This is a genomic window from Novacetimonas hansenii JCM 7643, assembly GCF_000964405.1.
GTDB classification, from domain to species: domain Bacteria; phylum Pseudomonadota; class Alphaproteobacteria; order Acetobacterales; family Acetobacteraceae; genus Novacetimonas; species Novacetimonas hansenii.
The window spans coordinates 1-15168 of the sequence record NZ_BANE01000089.1 but is presented as its reverse complement, the minus strand read 5'-3'; the positions used below and the strand labels follow the sequence as shown (position 1 = coordinate 15168).

Genomic DNA, 15168 nt, shown 5'->3' with positions numbered 1-15168 from the left:
GGTGCGGGCGGGGCCACGGTGGGGGCCGGCGGCGGCGGCGGCGGGGCATGGTTGAATGCATAGCGCACGCCAACGATGAACTGGTGGTTGAAGCGGTGATCGAAATGGACATAGCCATTGCGTTCCGCGTTCCACGGGCTGCCGATGCTGGTCTGGCTGCCTGCGTTGCCCATGGTAAAGGACTGCGGCTGACCGATCATGCGATATTCGGTGGTCATCTGCAGGCCCGGGACACCGGGGATATCATAGGCCGCGCCGACGATACCCTGATAGGCAAAGCCCTGGTTGCCGCCCATGTGGCGGACGTTCGCGCTGACGCCACTGATGTTGTAGCCGGTCGAGGTGCTGACATCCTGCCACAGATAGCCCGCACCGACACCGACGAATGGCGTGACGGGAACGTCGATGTTGAACAGGCGCTTCAGGTCGATGTCATACAGGACATTAAGGAACCCGCCATAGGACCGGTCGGAACCGTGGGTGCGGCCGACAAAGGTATTCGCCCCGCCGCCGATCGTTTCACGGTTGATCTGCGACCAGTTGTAATCCCCCTCGATTTCCACGCGCAGCCCGTTGCCAAAGCCCCAGCCCACCCCGCCAAAGCCGGTCCAGCCATTGCCATGGCGCAGGCGGTCGCGTGTCCCGACCTCGTTTTCCTGATGGTTGGAACCACCGTCGCGGTCAACCCCGTGGCCGTGCTGGACCTGGGTGAGGTCATAGCCCCCCCCGATCCCGACATAGGGGCCGGTGATTGTCGTGGCCATTGACGCCGCCGGGGCGGCGGCCATCAGGGTCGTTGCCAGTAACGCCGTACGCAGACGCATATTCCCGTCCTTAAACCTGATCGTACGCCTGTGCTTGTGGATACAGGGGGCAGTTCCACCAAGGGCGATACAATGTTGAGCGAATAAAGCTTATGCTTTTCTCTTGCGACGCCAGGGGGAATAGTGCGGGAATATTTCTTTCCAGATCTCCCGTTACGACCCTTGGCGGCTTCGTTTTGAGGGAGACAGGTTGAGATAAGGTAAATACGCACCGGATGATGGCGTGTGGGCCCCATCATCCGGCCAGTTGTTGCATAAACATCACGCCCCGCCCGCCGGGACGGGACATGGGATAGTGATTACGATCAGGGGCGGCAGCCATCCGCGCGCAGTACGTCGGCCACCGCGTCATCGGGCACATCGCGGCAGGTGAATGCCTTGCCAATGCCGCGGACAAGAACGAAGGACAGCCGCCCGTCGCGCATTTTCTTGTCACGCTGCATATGGCGGATCAGGGTGGCGGCGGAAAATGCCTCCCCCGTATCACTGATGCGTGCGGGCATGCCCAGGCGGTCCAGATGTGCGCTTACGCGTTCAAGGTCGGCCTGCGCGCAATATCCCAGCCGCACAGACAGCATGAATGCAAGACGCAGCCCGATCGAGACCCCCTCCCCATGCAACAGCCGTCCGTCATAACCAAGCTCCGCCTCCAGCGCATGGCCAAACGTATGCCCAAGGTTAAGCAGCGCGCGCCCGTTGGTCTTGCGTTCCTCACGTTCATCATCGGCGACGACGGTGGCCTTGAAGGCGCAGGCCCGGCGGATGGCTTCTGCCTGCATGGCCGGGTCGCCCTCCAGTACTGCCTGAGCGTGCCGGTCGCACCATTCGAACAGGTCGGCATCGCCCAGCAGGCCCGATTTCAGGATTTCGGCATATCCGGCGCGGATTTCGCGCGCGGGCAACGTGGTCAGCGCCGTCGTATCCACCAGGACGGAAAGGGGCTGGTGAAACGCACCAAGCAGGTTTTTGCCAAAGGGCGTGTTGATCCCGGTCTTGCCCCCCACGGACGAATCGACCTGCGATAGCAAGGTGGTCGGGATCTGCACGAATGGCAGGCCACGCAGGGTGGTCGCGGCGGCGAATCCCGTCAGGTCCCCCACGACCCCACCCCCCAGGGCGATGACGGTGGTGCCGCGTTCGACCCCGGCCTCCAGCAGGGCATTGGTGACGCGCCCGTATTCGGACAGGGTCTTTGACCCTTCGCCCGGCGGCACGGTAATGGTCTCGTGCTGGATGCCGGTTTCCTCAAGCCCCGCGTGCAGGGCGGGAAGGTGAAGGGCCGCAACATTCGCGTCGGTGACGATCATGACCCGCTTCTGCGGCAGCAGCGCGGACAGGTGCGCACCCGCGCGACGGATCAGGTCCGTCCCGATCAGCACGTCATAACTGGCACGTTCCAGCTTTACCGGCACCAGCAGGGGGCGGCGTGCGGTGTTGATGGCCCCCAGGACCCGGTCGGCACTGTGCTCCACGTTGTCATCTCCACAATCGACGATAATGTCTGCTTCGGCATAAACGGGATGGCGCTTGCGCATAAGGTCCGACAGGACCGTCGCGGGCGAGTCGACGTTCAATAACGGGCGATGGGTGCGGTCCTGCACACGTTGCAGCAGGACCGGCAACGGGCAGCGCAGCCAGACCGACGTTGCATTTTCACGCATGTACGCGCGGGTGCGCGGGTCCATGAAGGCGCCACCGCCCGTCGCCAGCACGACCGGCGGTCCCGACAGCAGGCGGCGCAGGACCATATGTTCGCCCCGGCGGAATTCCGCCTCGCCATATTTCTGGAACAGATCGGCGATGGAACAGCCTGCCGCGCGTTCGATTTCTTCGTCCGAATCCACGAATTCCAGGTTCAGCCGCGCTGCGAGCAGGCGCCCGATGGTGGTCTTTCCCGCCCCCATGAGCCCTACGAGCACGATGCTGCGTCCCTGTGGCATGGTGGGGATGGCATGTCGGCCATGGCCAAGCGCATCAAGGTCGAGGGGGATGAACAGGGGCGTGGCGTCGTTGTGCGTGGACGCGGGGTGCGCCGTCGGGGGCGTATCGGATGAAATCGGGCGTGACATAACGCCCAACCTAACATAGAGCGGGAAAAAACGGATAGCGGGGAAGACCGCACGCCGCCAATGCGTGGTCATGGATGGCTTTTCGGGGCGTCACCTTGGTATCTTGCGCATCCTTTGCATGGGGGAAACTGTCATGGGCCGTATTATTGTCGCTGTGTTCGCGGTCGTGCTGCTCTGCATGGTCGGCGGGTTCGTATCGCTGGGTATGTTCCCGCCCGCGCTGGTACAGCAGGACGTGCATCGCGACCTGTCGATGGCAGCGGCCCCTGCCGCGCCGCCGCCCATGGCGATGGCCCCGCCCGCACCTCTGCCAGTCATGCCGCTGGTCAAGCCCACGCCCGCGCCCATGCCCGCGCAATGAGTGCGGATGGCGTCGATGCGTTCCTGGAAATGCTGGCCGCCGAACGTGGGGCCGCGCTTAATACCCTGAAGGCCTATCGCCGCGATCTTGACGACCTCGGCACCGCACTGGCGGTGGAGGGCGCGTCGTTACCGCAGGCATCGGCGCGGCAGCTTGGTGCATATCTTTCGGGTCTGGCGCAGGCCGGGCTTTCGGCGCGGACCCAGGCGCGGCGGCTGTCATGCCTGCGGCAATATTACCTCTTCCTTGTGCGTGAGGGGCGCCGCCCCGACAATCCCGCCAGTATGCTGGAGGCCCCGCGCCTGGGCGCCACGCTGCCGCGGTTCCTGTCCGAAGGGGATGTGGACGCCCTGCTGGCGGCGTGTGTCGCGCGTGCCGATGCCGGCGCGCATGAGGTTCGGCGTATGCTGGTCGCGCGTACCGCGCTTGAAATCCTGTATGCCTCGGGGTTGCGTATTTCGGAACTGCTGTCCCTGCCGCGTGCGGCGTTGGAACGCACGACGGGAATGCTGCTTGTGCGAGGGAAAGGGGGGCGCGAACGCATGGTGCCCCTGTCGTCGCGCGCGCGCGACGCGGCCGATGAGCTGATGCGCATGGACCGCCCGTTGCGCAGTATGTTCCTGTTTCCCGGCCGCAACCCGCTGCGTGCCATGACGCGGCAGGGATTCGACCGCATCTTGCATGATGTCGCGCTGAAGGCCGGGCTGGACCCGCAGCGCCTGTCGCCGCATGTGCTGCGCCATTCCTTTGCGACGCATCTGCTTTCGCACGGGGCGGACCTGCGGGCGTTGCAGGTGTTGCTGGGCCATGCCGACATTACCACCACACAGATTTATACCCATGTCCTGACCGAACGGCTGCAAGAGGCACTGCGCCATCATCATCCGTTGTCGGAACATGCCCCCGCCTGATGTGGGGAGGCCCGCATGGCGGCGCCGCCAGCGGTAAAAAATACGCGGGGCAGGAAAAACGCGCGATGATCGGTGCAGAATCTGTTTGGCTGCGCCCCGGCCTGTGCTATCGGCAGGCCATGCGCCAGTTTCTAGATTTCGAAAAGCCCGTCGCCGAGCTTGAAAACAAGATTGACGAACTTCGCAAGATGTCCGGTCCTGACGGCATTAATATTGCCGATGAGATCGCGCGCCTGACGGAAAAGGCCGACCGCGAATTGCGTGCGGCCTATGCCAAGCTGACCCCATGGCAGAAGGTGCAGGTCGCCCGCCATGCGCAGCGTCCCCATACGGTCGATTACATCGCCGGGTTGATCGGCGAATTCACGCCGCTGGCGGGTGACCGCCAGTTTGGCGAGGATAAGGCGATTATCGGTGGGCTTGGCCGTTTCAATGGACAGCCTGTCGTCGTGATCGGCACGGAACGCGGGGCCGAGATCGAGACCCGCCTTCAGCATAATTTCGGCATGGCGCGGCCCGAGGGCTATCGCAAGGCGCAGCGCCTGATAAAGCTTGCGGGGCAGTTTGGCCTGCCGGTCCTGACCTTTATCGACACATCCGGCGCATGGCCCGGCATTGATGCGGAGGCACGTGGACAGGCGGAGGCCATCGCACGGTCGATCGACACCTGCCTGTCCGCACCGGTTCCGGTCATTGCGACCGTGATCGGCGAAGGGGGCTCCGGCGGGGCGATCGCACTTGGCGCCGGGGATCGGGTCATGATGCTGGAACATGCGATCTATTCCGTCATTTCGCCAGAGGCCTGTGCCTCCATCCTGTGGCGCGACCCCAAACAGGCCAGCACGGCCGCCGGGGCGCTGAAGCTGACGGCGCAGGATCTCCTGCATCTTGAGCTGATCGACCGGATCATTCCCGAACCACTTGGCGGGGCGCAGCGTGACCCCAAGGCGACGATCCGTGCGGTGGGTGATGCCATTGCGGCGGAACTGCCGGGGCTGATGAAAAAGGATGCCACGTTGCTCAAGGCGCAGCGGCGGGAAAAATTCCTTGCGATGGGGCGCGACAAGGTCGCCTGAGGTCATGCCTGCGCGCGTGTCCCTTCGCCGCCACCTGAAATCATAAAGGTTTTTGGTGGCGCTTTTCAGAGATTGTTTGAAAACACATCATTGAGAAAATAAGAAAAGTTTCTGGGTGCCGCCTTTTTTCAAAAAGGCGGCGTCTTCTGAAGCTTTTCCTGAAAAGATTTATCAAAAACCTTTATGATTTCAGGATGTTATTGAGCCTGAATTTTCAAACAGTCTCTTAAAACGCCCCAAAATCCGTCGCCTTGGAATAAGGCGACGTGCAGGGCGCTATAGCTCCCCGAAATCCGTTTCTACACAAGGCGTGAAGGCGTGAAGGCATTGGAGCCGGGAGCTTCATGCCTTGTGCGCGGGTTCACCTTCCAGCGGTGTGAAACCCATTTCCCGGATCATGGCCTCGATATCGCGGGCGACCTGCGTGACTTCGTCCATGTCCAGTCCCTTGCACACCAAGGCCACGCCGCCATGCCCGTCATGGTCGTGGAACGGGTAGGAACCGATATCAATATCGGGATGGGCATTCTGGATGTTTTCCAGATTCGCCGCCAATGCCCCTTCATACAGGCCGAATGCATGCCAACTGCGTGATGTGACCGGCGAGCCGTGACGCAGGGTCGGGGCGATTTCCTCGAACATGGCGCGCATGATGCGGGGCACCCCCGCCATGACATGCACGTTCCCCATGGTGAAGCCCGGTGCGATGGAGATGGGATTGCGAATGGGGGTCGCCCCTTCCGGCAGGGTGGCCATACGCTGGCGTGCGGCGTTGAAATCACCCGGTGCGAAATGTTTTTCCAGCAGGGCGAACGTTTCGGGGTGGGGGGCCCATGGCACGCCGAATGCGTCGGCCACGCAAGATGAGGTGATGTCATCATGCGTCGGGCCGATCCCGCCCGTGGTAAAGACATGGTCATAGGCCGCGCGCGCTTCGGTCACGACATTGACAATCACGGGGCGGATATCGGGAATGATCCGTACCTCCCGCAGGCTGATGCCCAGTTGCGTCAGGCGGTGGGCAATATATTGCACATTCACGTCCTGCGTCCGTCCGGACAGGATCTCGTTACCGATAACCAGGATGCAGGCGGTCGGGTTCATGGCGTCGTTATCCATCGGGTTGGCGTCGAAAGGATCAATCAATACGCAGGCTACAGGATATCGCGCCAAAAGTCTTGACCATGACCGCGTGAAAGGGGGGCATGGGCCAGATGGGGGGATGCACGCAGCATGGCATTTTGCGATAGAGTCCCACCCATCCGATATATCCGCAAAGGAAGCAGCATGGACACGATGACACCGCAATGCGCATGGGATCTCAAGGCGCAGCTTGGTGAAGGCCCGGTCTGGGCAGAGGCTGAGCAGGCGCTCTATTTCGTGGATATCGTCGGGTCGGCCATCCATCGCCATGTCCCCGCCACCGGGGCGCAGGCCTCGTGGAAGGCGCCGCATCGTCCGGGTTTCCTTGTGCCTGTCGCGGATGGCACCTTCATGTGCGGGTTACAGGACGGCCTGCATGTGTTCGATCCCCGGACCGGACATTTCAGCGCACAGGCGGTGGTGGAGCCTGAACAGCCGGGAAACCGGATCAATGACGGATATGTGGACCCGCGCGGCCGCCTGTGGTTTGGCACCATGGATGACGGGGAAACTTCCCCATCTGGCGCCCTGTATTCCGTCACGCGCCAGGCTGATGGCAGCCTGCGGATCGTGCGGCAGGACGAGGGGTATGTGGTGACGAATGGTCCCGCGCTCTCCCCCGATGGGCGGACGCTGTATCATAACGATTCGCAGCAGCAATCCATTTATGCCTTTGACCTGTCCGATGATGGCATGTTGTCGAATCGCCGTGTTTTTGCCCGCCTGACGGATGGGTATCCCGATGGCGTGGTCGTGGACAGCGCCGGATGCCTGTGGGTCGGGGTTTGGGGGGGCGGCCGGATTGCGCGTTTCCTGCCCGATGGACAGGGCCTGCCGCCAGTTATTGTCCCCGCGCGTAATGTCACCAAGATTGCTTTTGGTGGGGCGGATTACCGCACGGTGTTCGTTACGACGGCGCGCAAGGGGCTGTCGGACGACGTGCTGGCCACACAGCCGCAGACGGGGGGGCTGTTTACCTTCCGCGTCGATGTGCCGGGGCAGCCGCAGGCTACCTTTCCGGCCAGCGGCCTGCGCGAACTTGGCAGGGAACTGCATACCCCCGCCTGACGGATTCCTTCCACGGCTTCCTGATGCGGTCCCTTGGAGAGTTCTTTGTTCTTACGGCGTGTCGTCAGTTAGTCCCTGAGTGTGGCACGTGAGGGTTGTACTTAATGTCTGCGTGTGCTGACTGTTTTTCCGTTTTTTGGAGGAGACAGACAGATGCGGCGCTATAGTTTATGCGATGACCAGTGGGAGCGGATAAAGGATCTTCTCCCCAGTCGAGAAGGCTATGTCGGCGGCACTGCGGTGGACAACCGTCTGTTCGTGGAGGCGGTGCTGTATCGCTATCGCGCGGGTATTCCATGGCGCGACCTTCCTGCCCGTTTCGGTGACTGGAAAAACGTGCACCGGCGTCTGCGCCGCTGGTGTGAAAGCGGCGTCATCGAACGGATATTTCGTTATCTGGCGGCCGATCACGACAATGAATACATGATGATCGACAGCACGATTGTCCGGGCGCATCAGCACAGCGCCAGAGCTCTCAAAAAAGGGGCACGGATCAGGCCATTGGACGATCCCGGGGCGGACTGACCACAAAGATCCACGCCATCTGCGACGCTCTGGGCAATCCGGTGGAGCTCGGTATCACACCGGGACAGGATGCCGATATCACCCAGGCAGAACCACTTCTGGAAAACATCGACCCTGATGCTTTCCTTGCTGGCGTATGACGCGGACAGGTTGATCGATCGGCTGATACAGCGCGGGATTACCCCGGTCATCCCGCCAAAACGCAACAGAACGACACGACGGAAAACCGATTTTTCTCTCTACCGCGAACGGAACCTTGTTGAGAGGTTCTTCAATAAACTCAAGCAGTTTCGCGCTATCGCAACCCGCTACGATAAACTGAAATCGACCTTCCTCGCAGCCGTGCAGTTCGCCTCAATCATCATCCTGCTTAACTGACGACACGTCGTAAAATAATAAAAGTTTTGATGACGTTTTTGCAGGGAAGCCTTGGAAAAGAGCGACTTTAAGAAACAAGACAATGATTCCAAGTTTTTCCATTATTTATCAATGCATTATTATACACCGGTACCTTGTCCAGCCTCCCAAAAGGCGGCCTCCAGGCGAACTGCCGTGTTGAACTCCGCCCGGAGCATGGGATAACGGGCATCGGCGCCATATTGCGCGCCCACCCTATTCAGACGATGGATTCCCCCCTCCACCAGGTCAGTGAATTCCTGACCGCCATATAACGCGATCCAGGACCAGTAGGGATTGCCGTCGCGCCGGGTCGCAGGATCGGCATGCAGGCGCGCGCCAATTTCCCCATATCCGATCATGCATGGCGCCAGTGTCACCAGCAGGTCCAGCAGATCCCCCGTCTGCGCACGATCAAGGATAAAGCGGCTATAGGCCAGAAGTTCGAGGGATTCCGGCGCGCGACGCAACATGTCCTCGTCAATGCCCCATCCCGTGCAATAGTTCACATGCAGCGGCAGTTCCGTATCCAGGATGCCCGATACCAGAGCAGCAGCAGCGCGCATGTCCTCCACCGTTGTCGATTTATGAACCGACAGCGCACAGGCACGGGTATACTGGACCAGATAGAGGTAATCCTGAATCAGGAAGTTCCGGAACGCATTTTCCGGCAATGTCCCATCGGCCAGCCCCCTGACAAAAGGATGGTGGATGAAGCGTTCCCATTCCTCCATGCAATCCCGGCGCAACCGCCCCGCCAGTCCAGATTCCAGCAGGGGCCAGTCACGTTGCGCATCCCATGTCATGTCCATTTTCCTCGTCTTCATACGCGGCTACATTACGCGCCCGGTTTCGGCACACGACATCATGTGGCGGGCCGGGTCATGTATACCCTTCCTGTGGCGTTACGCGTGCGCTAGGTGAAGGGAACCAAGACCGCAATTTCTTTCACCACAGGATCGTCTGTTTTCCGCCATGCCAACAACAAATGACATTCGCGCCACCTTTTTGGACTATTTCGCCGCGAACGGACACCAGATCGTTCCATCCTCGTCACTGGTTCCCAACAACGACCCGACGTTGCTGTTCACCAATGCAGGCATGGTCCAGTTCAAGAATGTCTTTACCGGCCAGGAAACCCGCCCCTACTGCCGCGCCACCACGGCGCAGAAGGTCGTGCGCGCGGGCGGAAAGCATAACGACCTCGACAATGTCGGCTATACCGCACGGCATCATACTTTCTTCGAGATGATGGGCAATTTCTCCTTCGGCGATTATTTCAAGGCCGAAGCCATCGAACTGGCATGGAAACTGGTGACAGGCACGTTCGGCCTGTCAAAGGACCGGCTGCTGACCACCGTCTATTCCGAAGACGAGGAAGCCGCCGCCCTGTGGCGCAAGATCGCGGGCCTGCCCGACAGCCGCATCATCCGCATCCCGACCACCGACAATTTCTGGCGCATGGGCGATACGGGGCCATGCGGACCATGTTCGGAAATCTTTTATGACCATGGGCCGGAAGTGGCCGGTGGACCACCGGGATCACCCGATGAGGACGGGGACCGGTTTACCGAAATATGGAACCTCGTGTTCATGCAGTATTTCGAAAACCCGCCCGGCGTGCGCTCCCCCCTGCCCCGCCCGTCGATCGATACCGGGCTGGGCCTGGAACGCTTTGCCGCGATCCTGCAGGGCAAGCGCGACAATTATGACATCGACACCTTCCGCGCGCTGATCCTTGCCTCTGCCGAGGTTACGGGACAGGACCCGGATGGGCCCTTCAATGCCAGTCACCGCGTGGTGGCCGACCATCTGCGTTCCACTTCCTTCCTGATTGCTGATGGTGTCCTGCCGTCCAAGGACGGGCGCGGCTATGTCCTGCGCCGCATCATGCGCCGCGCCATGCGTCATCTGCATATGATGGGCACGACCGAACCCACCTTCTATAAACTTGTGCCCGCACTGATACGCCAGATGGGCGGCGCCTATCCCGAACTGGTGCAGGCACGTGCCCTGATCGAAGAGACGATGCGCGGGGAAGAAGAGCGTTTCAAGGCGATGCTCGAACGCGGCCTTGCGCTGCTGGAGGACGAAACCGCCAATCTTGCCGCGGGTGCGCCACTGCCGGGCGCGGTGGCGTTCAAGCTGTATGATACGTTCGGCTTCCCACTCGACCTGACACAGGATGCGCTGCGCAACAGCCATCATGGGGTGGATGTCGCAGGTTTTGACGAGGCCATGGAAGTCCAGCGCCAGCGCGCCCGCGCGGCATGGAGCGGATCAGGCGACAGCGCCACAGAAACCATCTGGTTCGAGGCCCGTGATAAATTCGGCGCCTCTGAATTCCTTGGCTATACGACCGAAATCTCTGATGCCGAAATACAGGCCGTCATTGTCGATGGCGCCAGCGTCGATGCCGCCGGCCCGGGCACAAAGGTGGAAATCCTGCTGAACCAGACGCCATTTTATGGCGAAAGCGGCGGCCAGGTGGGCGATACCGGCACGATCACGGCCAAGGGCCTGAAAATCGCCATAACCGATACGCAGAAAAAACTGGGCGATCTGCTGGTGCATACCGGCACCGTGATCGACGGGACAGTCCATCCTGGTGATGCCGTCACCGCCCGTGTGGACCACGAACGGCGCAGCGCGATCCGCGCGCACCATTCCGCCACACACCTGCTGCACGAGGCGCTGCGCCGTCGCCTTGGCGCACATGTGACGCAAAAAGGCAGCCTGAACGCCCCGGACCGTCTGCGCTTTGACGTCAGCCAGCCGCGCCCGATCACGCCAGAGGAACTGGCGGATATCGAGGCCGAGGTGAACGCCCGCATCCGCGAGAACACCGAGGTCACGACCCGTCACATGACACCCGATGAGGCGATCGAACAGGGGGCGATGGCCCTGTTTGGTGAAAAATATGGTGACGAAGTCCGTGTGGTGTCGATGGGCGGACCAGAAGACGGGCGCGCGGCCTGGTCGATCGAACTGTGCGGTGGCACGCATGTGCGGCGCACGGGCGATATCGGCCTGTTCCGTATCACGGCGGAAAATGGCGTCTCCTCCGGTGTGCGCCGTATCGAAGCCGTGACCGGCAAGGCGGCGGAAACAGCGGCCGTCACCACGGAACAGCGCCTGTTCCAGATGGCGGCGATGATGCGCGTCACCCCGGCGGAAGCCCCCGAACGCCTTGCCGCGCTGCTGGAGGAACGCAGGGTCATGGAACGCCAGTTGTCCGACCTGCAACGCAAGCTTGCCGCCGGTGGTGACGGCACGCCCAAGGTCGAGGACGTGGCCGGAACCAGCTTTGTCGCACGCAACGTAGGCGACCTGCCGCCCAAGGAGCTCAAGCCGCTGGCGGATTCCCTGCGCAAGGAAATCGGTTCTGGCGTGGTAGCGCTTGTCTCCACCGCCGATGGCAAAGGCAGCATTGTTGTCGCCGTCACCACCGATCGTGCGGAACAGGTGGATGCCGTGGCGCTGGTACGGATCGCAAGCCCGGCAATGGGCGGCAAGGGCGGCGGTGGCCGGCGGGACATGGCGCAGGCCGGCGGCCCGGACATCAGCAAGGCGCAGGCAGCACTTGATGCGATCCGCGCGGCGCTGCCCCAGATGCTTCAGGGCTGAAATCCTGCCCCCAGGGCGTTATTACGTCGTTATTACCATGAAGGGCGGGGCCAATGGCTCCGCCTTTTTTGTAACGTCCCGATCCGCAGGCACCTGTTTCAGTATAATATAACCATTGATAGCCATATTTATTAACGATACCCTCTATAAAGATGAACATTTTTTAATTACATTTACATAGTATTTCTAAATCACTTCCACCGGGAACATCTGTTTACTTCATGCATTAAAATGTATAGGAAATAAGAATAACACTTCATATCAGGACCCTGTTCATGATTGAGTGTTACCGTTCCGGACATAACGTGACAGGAGTGCCGACATGACCGATACGAATGCCCGTGAAACCCTGATTGACCTTCTGCATGGCGTGGAACGTTTCAATACCGAGGTCTTTCCGAAGAACCGCGACCTGTTCGCCAGCCTTGCAGACCAGCAGGCACCCGGCACCCTGTTCATCGCCTGCGCCGACAGCCGCGTGAACCCAAGCCTGATTACACAGACCAAGCCCGGCGAACTGTTCGTCCTGCGCAATATCGGCAACATCGTCCCCGCCTATGGGGAGATGCTGGGTGGTGTGTCATCGGCCATCGAATATGCGGTTCTCGCGCTCAAGGTCTCGCACATCATCGTTTGCGGGCATTCGGATTGCGGCGCGATGAAGGCGCTGCTGGACCCCGACCCGTCAAAGCTGGCGAAGATGCCGACCGTTGCCTCGTGGCTGCGTAACGCCGAAGCCGCCCGCGCCGTGCTGGAGGTCTCCGACGCTGGCCCGGCCTCCGTGCGCAGCCTTGCGGAACAGAATGTGCTTTTGCAGATCTCGCACCTGCGTACGCATCCGGCGGTGGCGGCGGGCCTTGCGCGCAATACACTGACGTTGCAGGGCTGGTTCTATGACATTCCCAGCGGCGAAGTCGTGATCCTTGACGAAACCTCGCGCCATTTCGTCAGCGTGCATGACGCGATCGAGACGCTGCGTGCCTCTACGGCTGCGGCACAGGCGCAATCGGCCTGATCCTTTTCTCCCATTAACCCCTGCGTTGCGGTCACGGGCGCGGTAAGGTCGGGCATGTCCCGCCTGCCGCGCCCGTTCGTGTTTTTACTGATGGTCCTGATCACGGGGGGCCATATGCCAATGATGGCCCATGCCATGCCCTTGCGGCTGTCCACATGGAACCTCGACTGGCTGACCACCCGTCCGGCGGGGGACCGCGCCTTGCCCGATGACGTGCGTCCACGTGACATGGCGGACATCGTGCGGCTGGCCCGCTATGCCGCGCGCCTGCATCCTGACATCGCAGCACTGGAAGAAGTGGATACGCCCGAACTCGCCGCACGTCTGTTTCCCGCGCCTGATTACCGCATCCTCATCTCTGGCGATGGGGTGGTACAGAAAACCGCGCTGGCCGTGCGGGGCGGCCTGATCGTGACGCGCCATCCTGATGTGCGCGCCATTGACGTCTATCCCCCCGACGCGCCCCGCCATCTGCGCAGCGGGCTGGACGTCACGGTGGGCGATGGACGCGCCAGCCTGCGTGTGCTGGTAATCCATCTGAAGGCCGGATGCCGCGATGGTGCGCCAGATGACCGGCGTCCCGCCTGCCGCACCCTGTATCGGCAGGTCGCCGCCCTGACGGACTGGATCATGGAACGCCAGGATGAAGGTGAACCTTTCGCCATCATGGGCGATTTCAACCATATGCTTGGCCCCGGCGACGCCATGTTGGCCATGCTGGGTGAAAATGGTCCGCTGGTGGCGCCAACTGTGGGACTGGCAAGCCCATGTTGGGGTGGCAACTACTTCATCGACCATATCGTGCTTGGCGATCAGGCGCGGCAATGGCTGCACCCCGACAGCCTGCGCGTCATGACATATCGCGAACATGACCCGACATTGCAATCACGCCTGTCGGATCATTGCCCGGTTTCCATCGGGCTGGACATGCCATAATGGCCCGTACCCGGAAAACCACTTGGAAATAAAATATCCGCTGCCGCAGTTGCAAAGACCTGAAAAAATACCGTCCCATTCAGGTAACTGGTGGCATCCGGGCATCTTTATCAATCATCACCCGAAGGAAGGACAAACCATGCAGATGCGTCATCTGGGCCATTCGGGCCTGCAGGTTTCTGCCATCGGGCTGGGATGCAACAACCTTGGCGGACGTATTGACCTCGACACGTCGCGCGCGGTCGTCCATCAGGCGTTGGAATGCGGGATCACGCTGTTTGACGTGGCCGATGTCTATGGCCGCCGTGATGCCCATGCGGGCGCATCGGAGGAGGCGCTGGGCGCAATTCTTGGCCCACGCCGCCGCGACATCGTACTGGCGACGAAATTCGGCATGCCCATGGATACCGATGGGCATCTGCAAGGAGCGTCGCGCCGGTATATCCGCCGCGCGGTGGAAGACAGCCTGCGTCGCCTGCGCACGGATTATATCGACCTTTACCAGCTTCATATGCCCGATCCCACCACCCCGATCGACGAAACACTGCGCGCGCTGGATGACCTGACACGGGCGGGGAAAATCCTGTACGCGGGCTGTTCCAACCTGCCCGCATGGCAGGTGGCCGATGCGCAGCATACAGCCCGCGCGGCGGGAATGGGCGGATTCATCAGTTGTCAGGACGAATTCTCGCTGCTCTCACGCAGGGCCGAACATGACCTTATTCCAGCCATGCGGCATTTCGGGCTGGGGCTTCTGCCCTATTTCCCATTGGCCAGTGGCGTCCTGACGGGAAAATACAAACGCAACGCACCGCCGCCCGCAGGCAGTCGTCTGGCGGCGTGGACCTATCTGCATGAACGTTACCTGACGGATGCGAACTGGACGCTGCTGGAACGGCTGAAGACCTTTGGCGCGGAGCGCGAACTGGACCTGCCCGCACTCGCCTTTGGCTGGCTGCTGTCACATGATGTCGTGGGATCGGTCATCGCCGGCGCCACAAGCGCACGGCAGGTCAGCACCAATGTTGCAAATGCACAGGCTCTTGCCCCAGCGGATATGGCGGCATTGCAGGCCCTGCTGGACGCACACGCCCCGACAGGCTGAAGCTTGCCTCACATGGCGGGAAAGGTCGCCGTCTTTGATTCAAAGGACTTCTTGAAAAGCCATACTTAATAACACACTGAAATTATAAAGGTTTTTGGTGAAGCTTTTTCCA

The 15168-nt window shown here is 61.1% G+C and carries 12 protein-coding genes and 1 pseudogene; 9 read left to right on the top strand and 4 right to left on the bottom strand.

Annotation, left to right across the window (positions count from 1 at the left end):
- Together B7G66_RS07155 and aroB are read right to left on the bottom strand one after the other, a co-directional pair.
- Positions 1 to 824: outer membrane protein (locus tag B7G66_RS07155; protein ID WP_048858963.1), on the bottom strand; the 824-nt coding region annotated here is incomplete at its 3' end.
- A 305-nt stretch (positions 825 to 1129) separates the two neighbouring features.
- Positions 1130 to 2893 carry a 3-dehydroquinate synthase gene (aroB, locus tag B7G66_RS07150; RefSeq protein ID WP_003618040.1) on the bottom strand — a complete coding sequence of 588 codons (1764 nt, stop codon included), beginning with the start codon at positions 2891 to 2893 and terminating at the stop codon, positions 1130 to 1132.
- Positions 2894 to 3026: 133 nt separating this feature from the next.
- On the opposite strand from aroB, the gene B7G66_RS07145 reads away from it, so the two are divergent.
- The 3 genes from B7G66_RS07145 (at position 3027) to B7G66_RS07135 (ending at position 5241) form a co-directional block, all read left to right on the top strand.
- Positions 3027 to 3254, top strand: coding sequence for a hypothetical protein (locus tag B7G66_RS07145; protein ID WP_050772131.1), 228 nt, complete (start codon positions 3027 to 3029; stop codon positions 3252 to 3254).
- Positions 3251 to 4165 (top strand): tyrosine recombinase, encoded by a 915-nt coding sequence (locus B7G66_RS07140; RefSeq protein ID WP_003618038.1) that lies wholly within the window; start codon positions 3251 to 3253, stop codon positions 4163 to 4165. Before B7G66_RS07145 ends, B7G66_RS07140 begins: the two co-directional genes overlap by 4 nt.
- Before the next feature lie 119 nt (positions 4166 to 4284).
- Entirely contained in the window at positions 4285 to 5241 is a 957-nt protein-coding gene (locus B7G66_RS07135; protein WP_040511582.1) for an acetyl-CoA carboxylase carboxyltransferase subunit alpha, read from the top strand.
- Positions 5242 to 5583: 342 nt separating this feature from the next.
- On the opposite strand, the gene B7G66_RS07130 is transcribed toward B7G66_RS07135, so the two are convergent.
- A complete protein-coding gene (locus B7G66_RS07130) occupies positions 5584 to 6345 on the bottom strand; it encodes a competence/damage-inducible protein A (protein WP_040511580.1) in 762 nt (253 codons plus the stop codon).
- Between the two features lie 183 nt (positions 6346 to 6528).
- Here B7G66_RS07130 and B7G66_RS07125 point away from each other — a divergent pair, with 183 nt between their 5' ends.
- Complete coding sequence (locus B7G66_RS07125; RefSeq protein WP_003618035.1) at positions 6529 to 7452, top strand: SMP-30/gluconolactonase/LRE family protein; 924 nt, start codon at positions 6529 to 6531, stop codon at positions 7450 to 7452.
- Positions 7453 to 7605: 153 nt separating this feature from the next.
- A pseudogene (locus B7G66_RS07120) lies at positions 7606 to 8355 on the top strand (IS5 family transposase).
- Between the two features lie 119 nt (positions 8356 to 8474).
- Here the strand turns inward: B7G66_RS07120 and tenA are convergent.
- On the bottom strand, positions 8475 to 9179 hold the full coding sequence (gene tenA, locus B7G66_RS07115; protein WP_048858965.1) for a thiaminase II: 705 nt from the start codon (positions 9177 to 9179) through the stop codon (positions 8475 to 8477).
- Between the two features lie 169 nt (positions 9180 to 9348).
- On the opposite strand from tenA, the gene alaS reads away from it, so the two are divergent.
- The 4 genes from alaS to B7G66_RS07095 all read left to right on the top strand — a co-directional run bounded on the left by alaS (position 9349) and on the right by B7G66_RS07095 (position 15056).
- Positions 9349 to 12000, top strand: coding sequence for an alanine--tRNA ligase (gene alaS, locus B7G66_RS07110; RefSeq protein ID WP_048858962.1), 2652 nt, complete (start codon positions 9349 to 9351; stop codon positions 11998 to 12000).
- A gap of 322 nt (positions 12001 to 12322) precedes the next feature.
- Positions 12323 to 13015 (top strand): carbonic anhydrase, encoded by a 693-nt coding sequence (locus B7G66_RS07105; RefSeq protein ID WP_003618032.1) that lies wholly within the window; start codon positions 12323 to 12325, stop codon positions 13013 to 13015.
- A 54-nt stretch (positions 13016 to 13069) separates the two neighbouring features.
- A complete protein-coding gene (locus B7G66_RS07100; protein WP_003618029.1) occupies positions 13070 to 13951 on the top strand; it encodes an endonuclease/exonuclease/phosphatase family protein in 882 nt (293 codons plus the stop codon).
- Between the two features lie 139 nt (positions 13952 to 14090).
- The gene (locus B7G66_RS07095) at positions 14091 to 15056 is read left to right on the top strand and encodes an aldo/keto reductase (protein ID WP_003618028.1); all 966 of its coding nucleotides are present in this window, start codon (positions 14091 to 14093) and stop codon (positions 15054 to 15056) included.
- The last annotated feature ends 112 nt before the right edge of the window (positions 15057 to 15168 follow it).

What these genes read in the sequence shown, in the direction of transcription:
- B7G66_RS07140 (WP_003618038.1), top strand. Translation starts at nt 3,251, where the DNA reads ATGAGTGCGGATGGCGTCGATGCGTTCCTGGAAATGCTGGCCGCCGAA.
- aroB (WP_003618040.1), bottom strand. Translation starts at nt 2,893, where the DNA reads ATGTCACGCCCGATTTCATCCGATACGCCCCCGACGGCGCACCCCGCG.
- tenA (WP_048858965.1), bottom strand. Translation starts at nt 9,179, where the DNA reads ATGACATGGGATGCGCAACGTGACTGGCCCCTGCTGGAATCTGGACTG.
- B7G66_RS07095 (WP_003618028.1), top strand. Translation starts at nt 14,091, where the DNA reads ATGCAGATGCGTCATCTGGGCCATTCGGGCCTGCAGGTTTCTGCCATC.
- B7G66_RS07145 (WP_050772131.1), top strand. Translation starts at nt 3,027, where the DNA reads ATGGGCCGTATTATTGTCGCTGTGTTCGCGGTCGTGCTGCTCTGCATG.
- B7G66_RS07105 (WP_003618032.1), top strand. Translation starts at nt 12,323, where the DNA reads ATGACCGATACGAATGCCCGTGAAACCCTGATTGACCTTCTGCATGGC.
- alaS (WP_048858962.1), top strand. Translation starts at nt 9,349, where the DNA reads ATGCCAACAACAAATGACATTCGCGCCACCTTTTTGGACTATTTCGCC.
- B7G66_RS07135 (WP_040511582.1), top strand. Translation starts at nt 4,285, where the DNA reads ATGCGCCAGTTTCTAGATTTCGAAAAGCCCGTCGCCGAGCTTGAAAAC.
- B7G66_RS07100 (WP_003618029.1), top strand. Translation starts at nt 13,070, where the DNA reads ATGTCCCGCCTGCCGCGCCCGTTCGTGTTTTTACTGATGGTCCTGATC.
- B7G66_RS07125 (WP_003618035.1), top strand. Translation starts at nt 6,529, where the DNA reads ATGGACACGATGACACCGCAATGCGCATGGGATCTCAAGGCGCAGCTT.
- B7G66_RS07130 (WP_040511580.1), bottom strand. Translation starts at nt 6,345, where the DNA reads ATGAACCCGACCGCCTGCATCCTGGTTATCGGTAACGAGATCCTGTCC.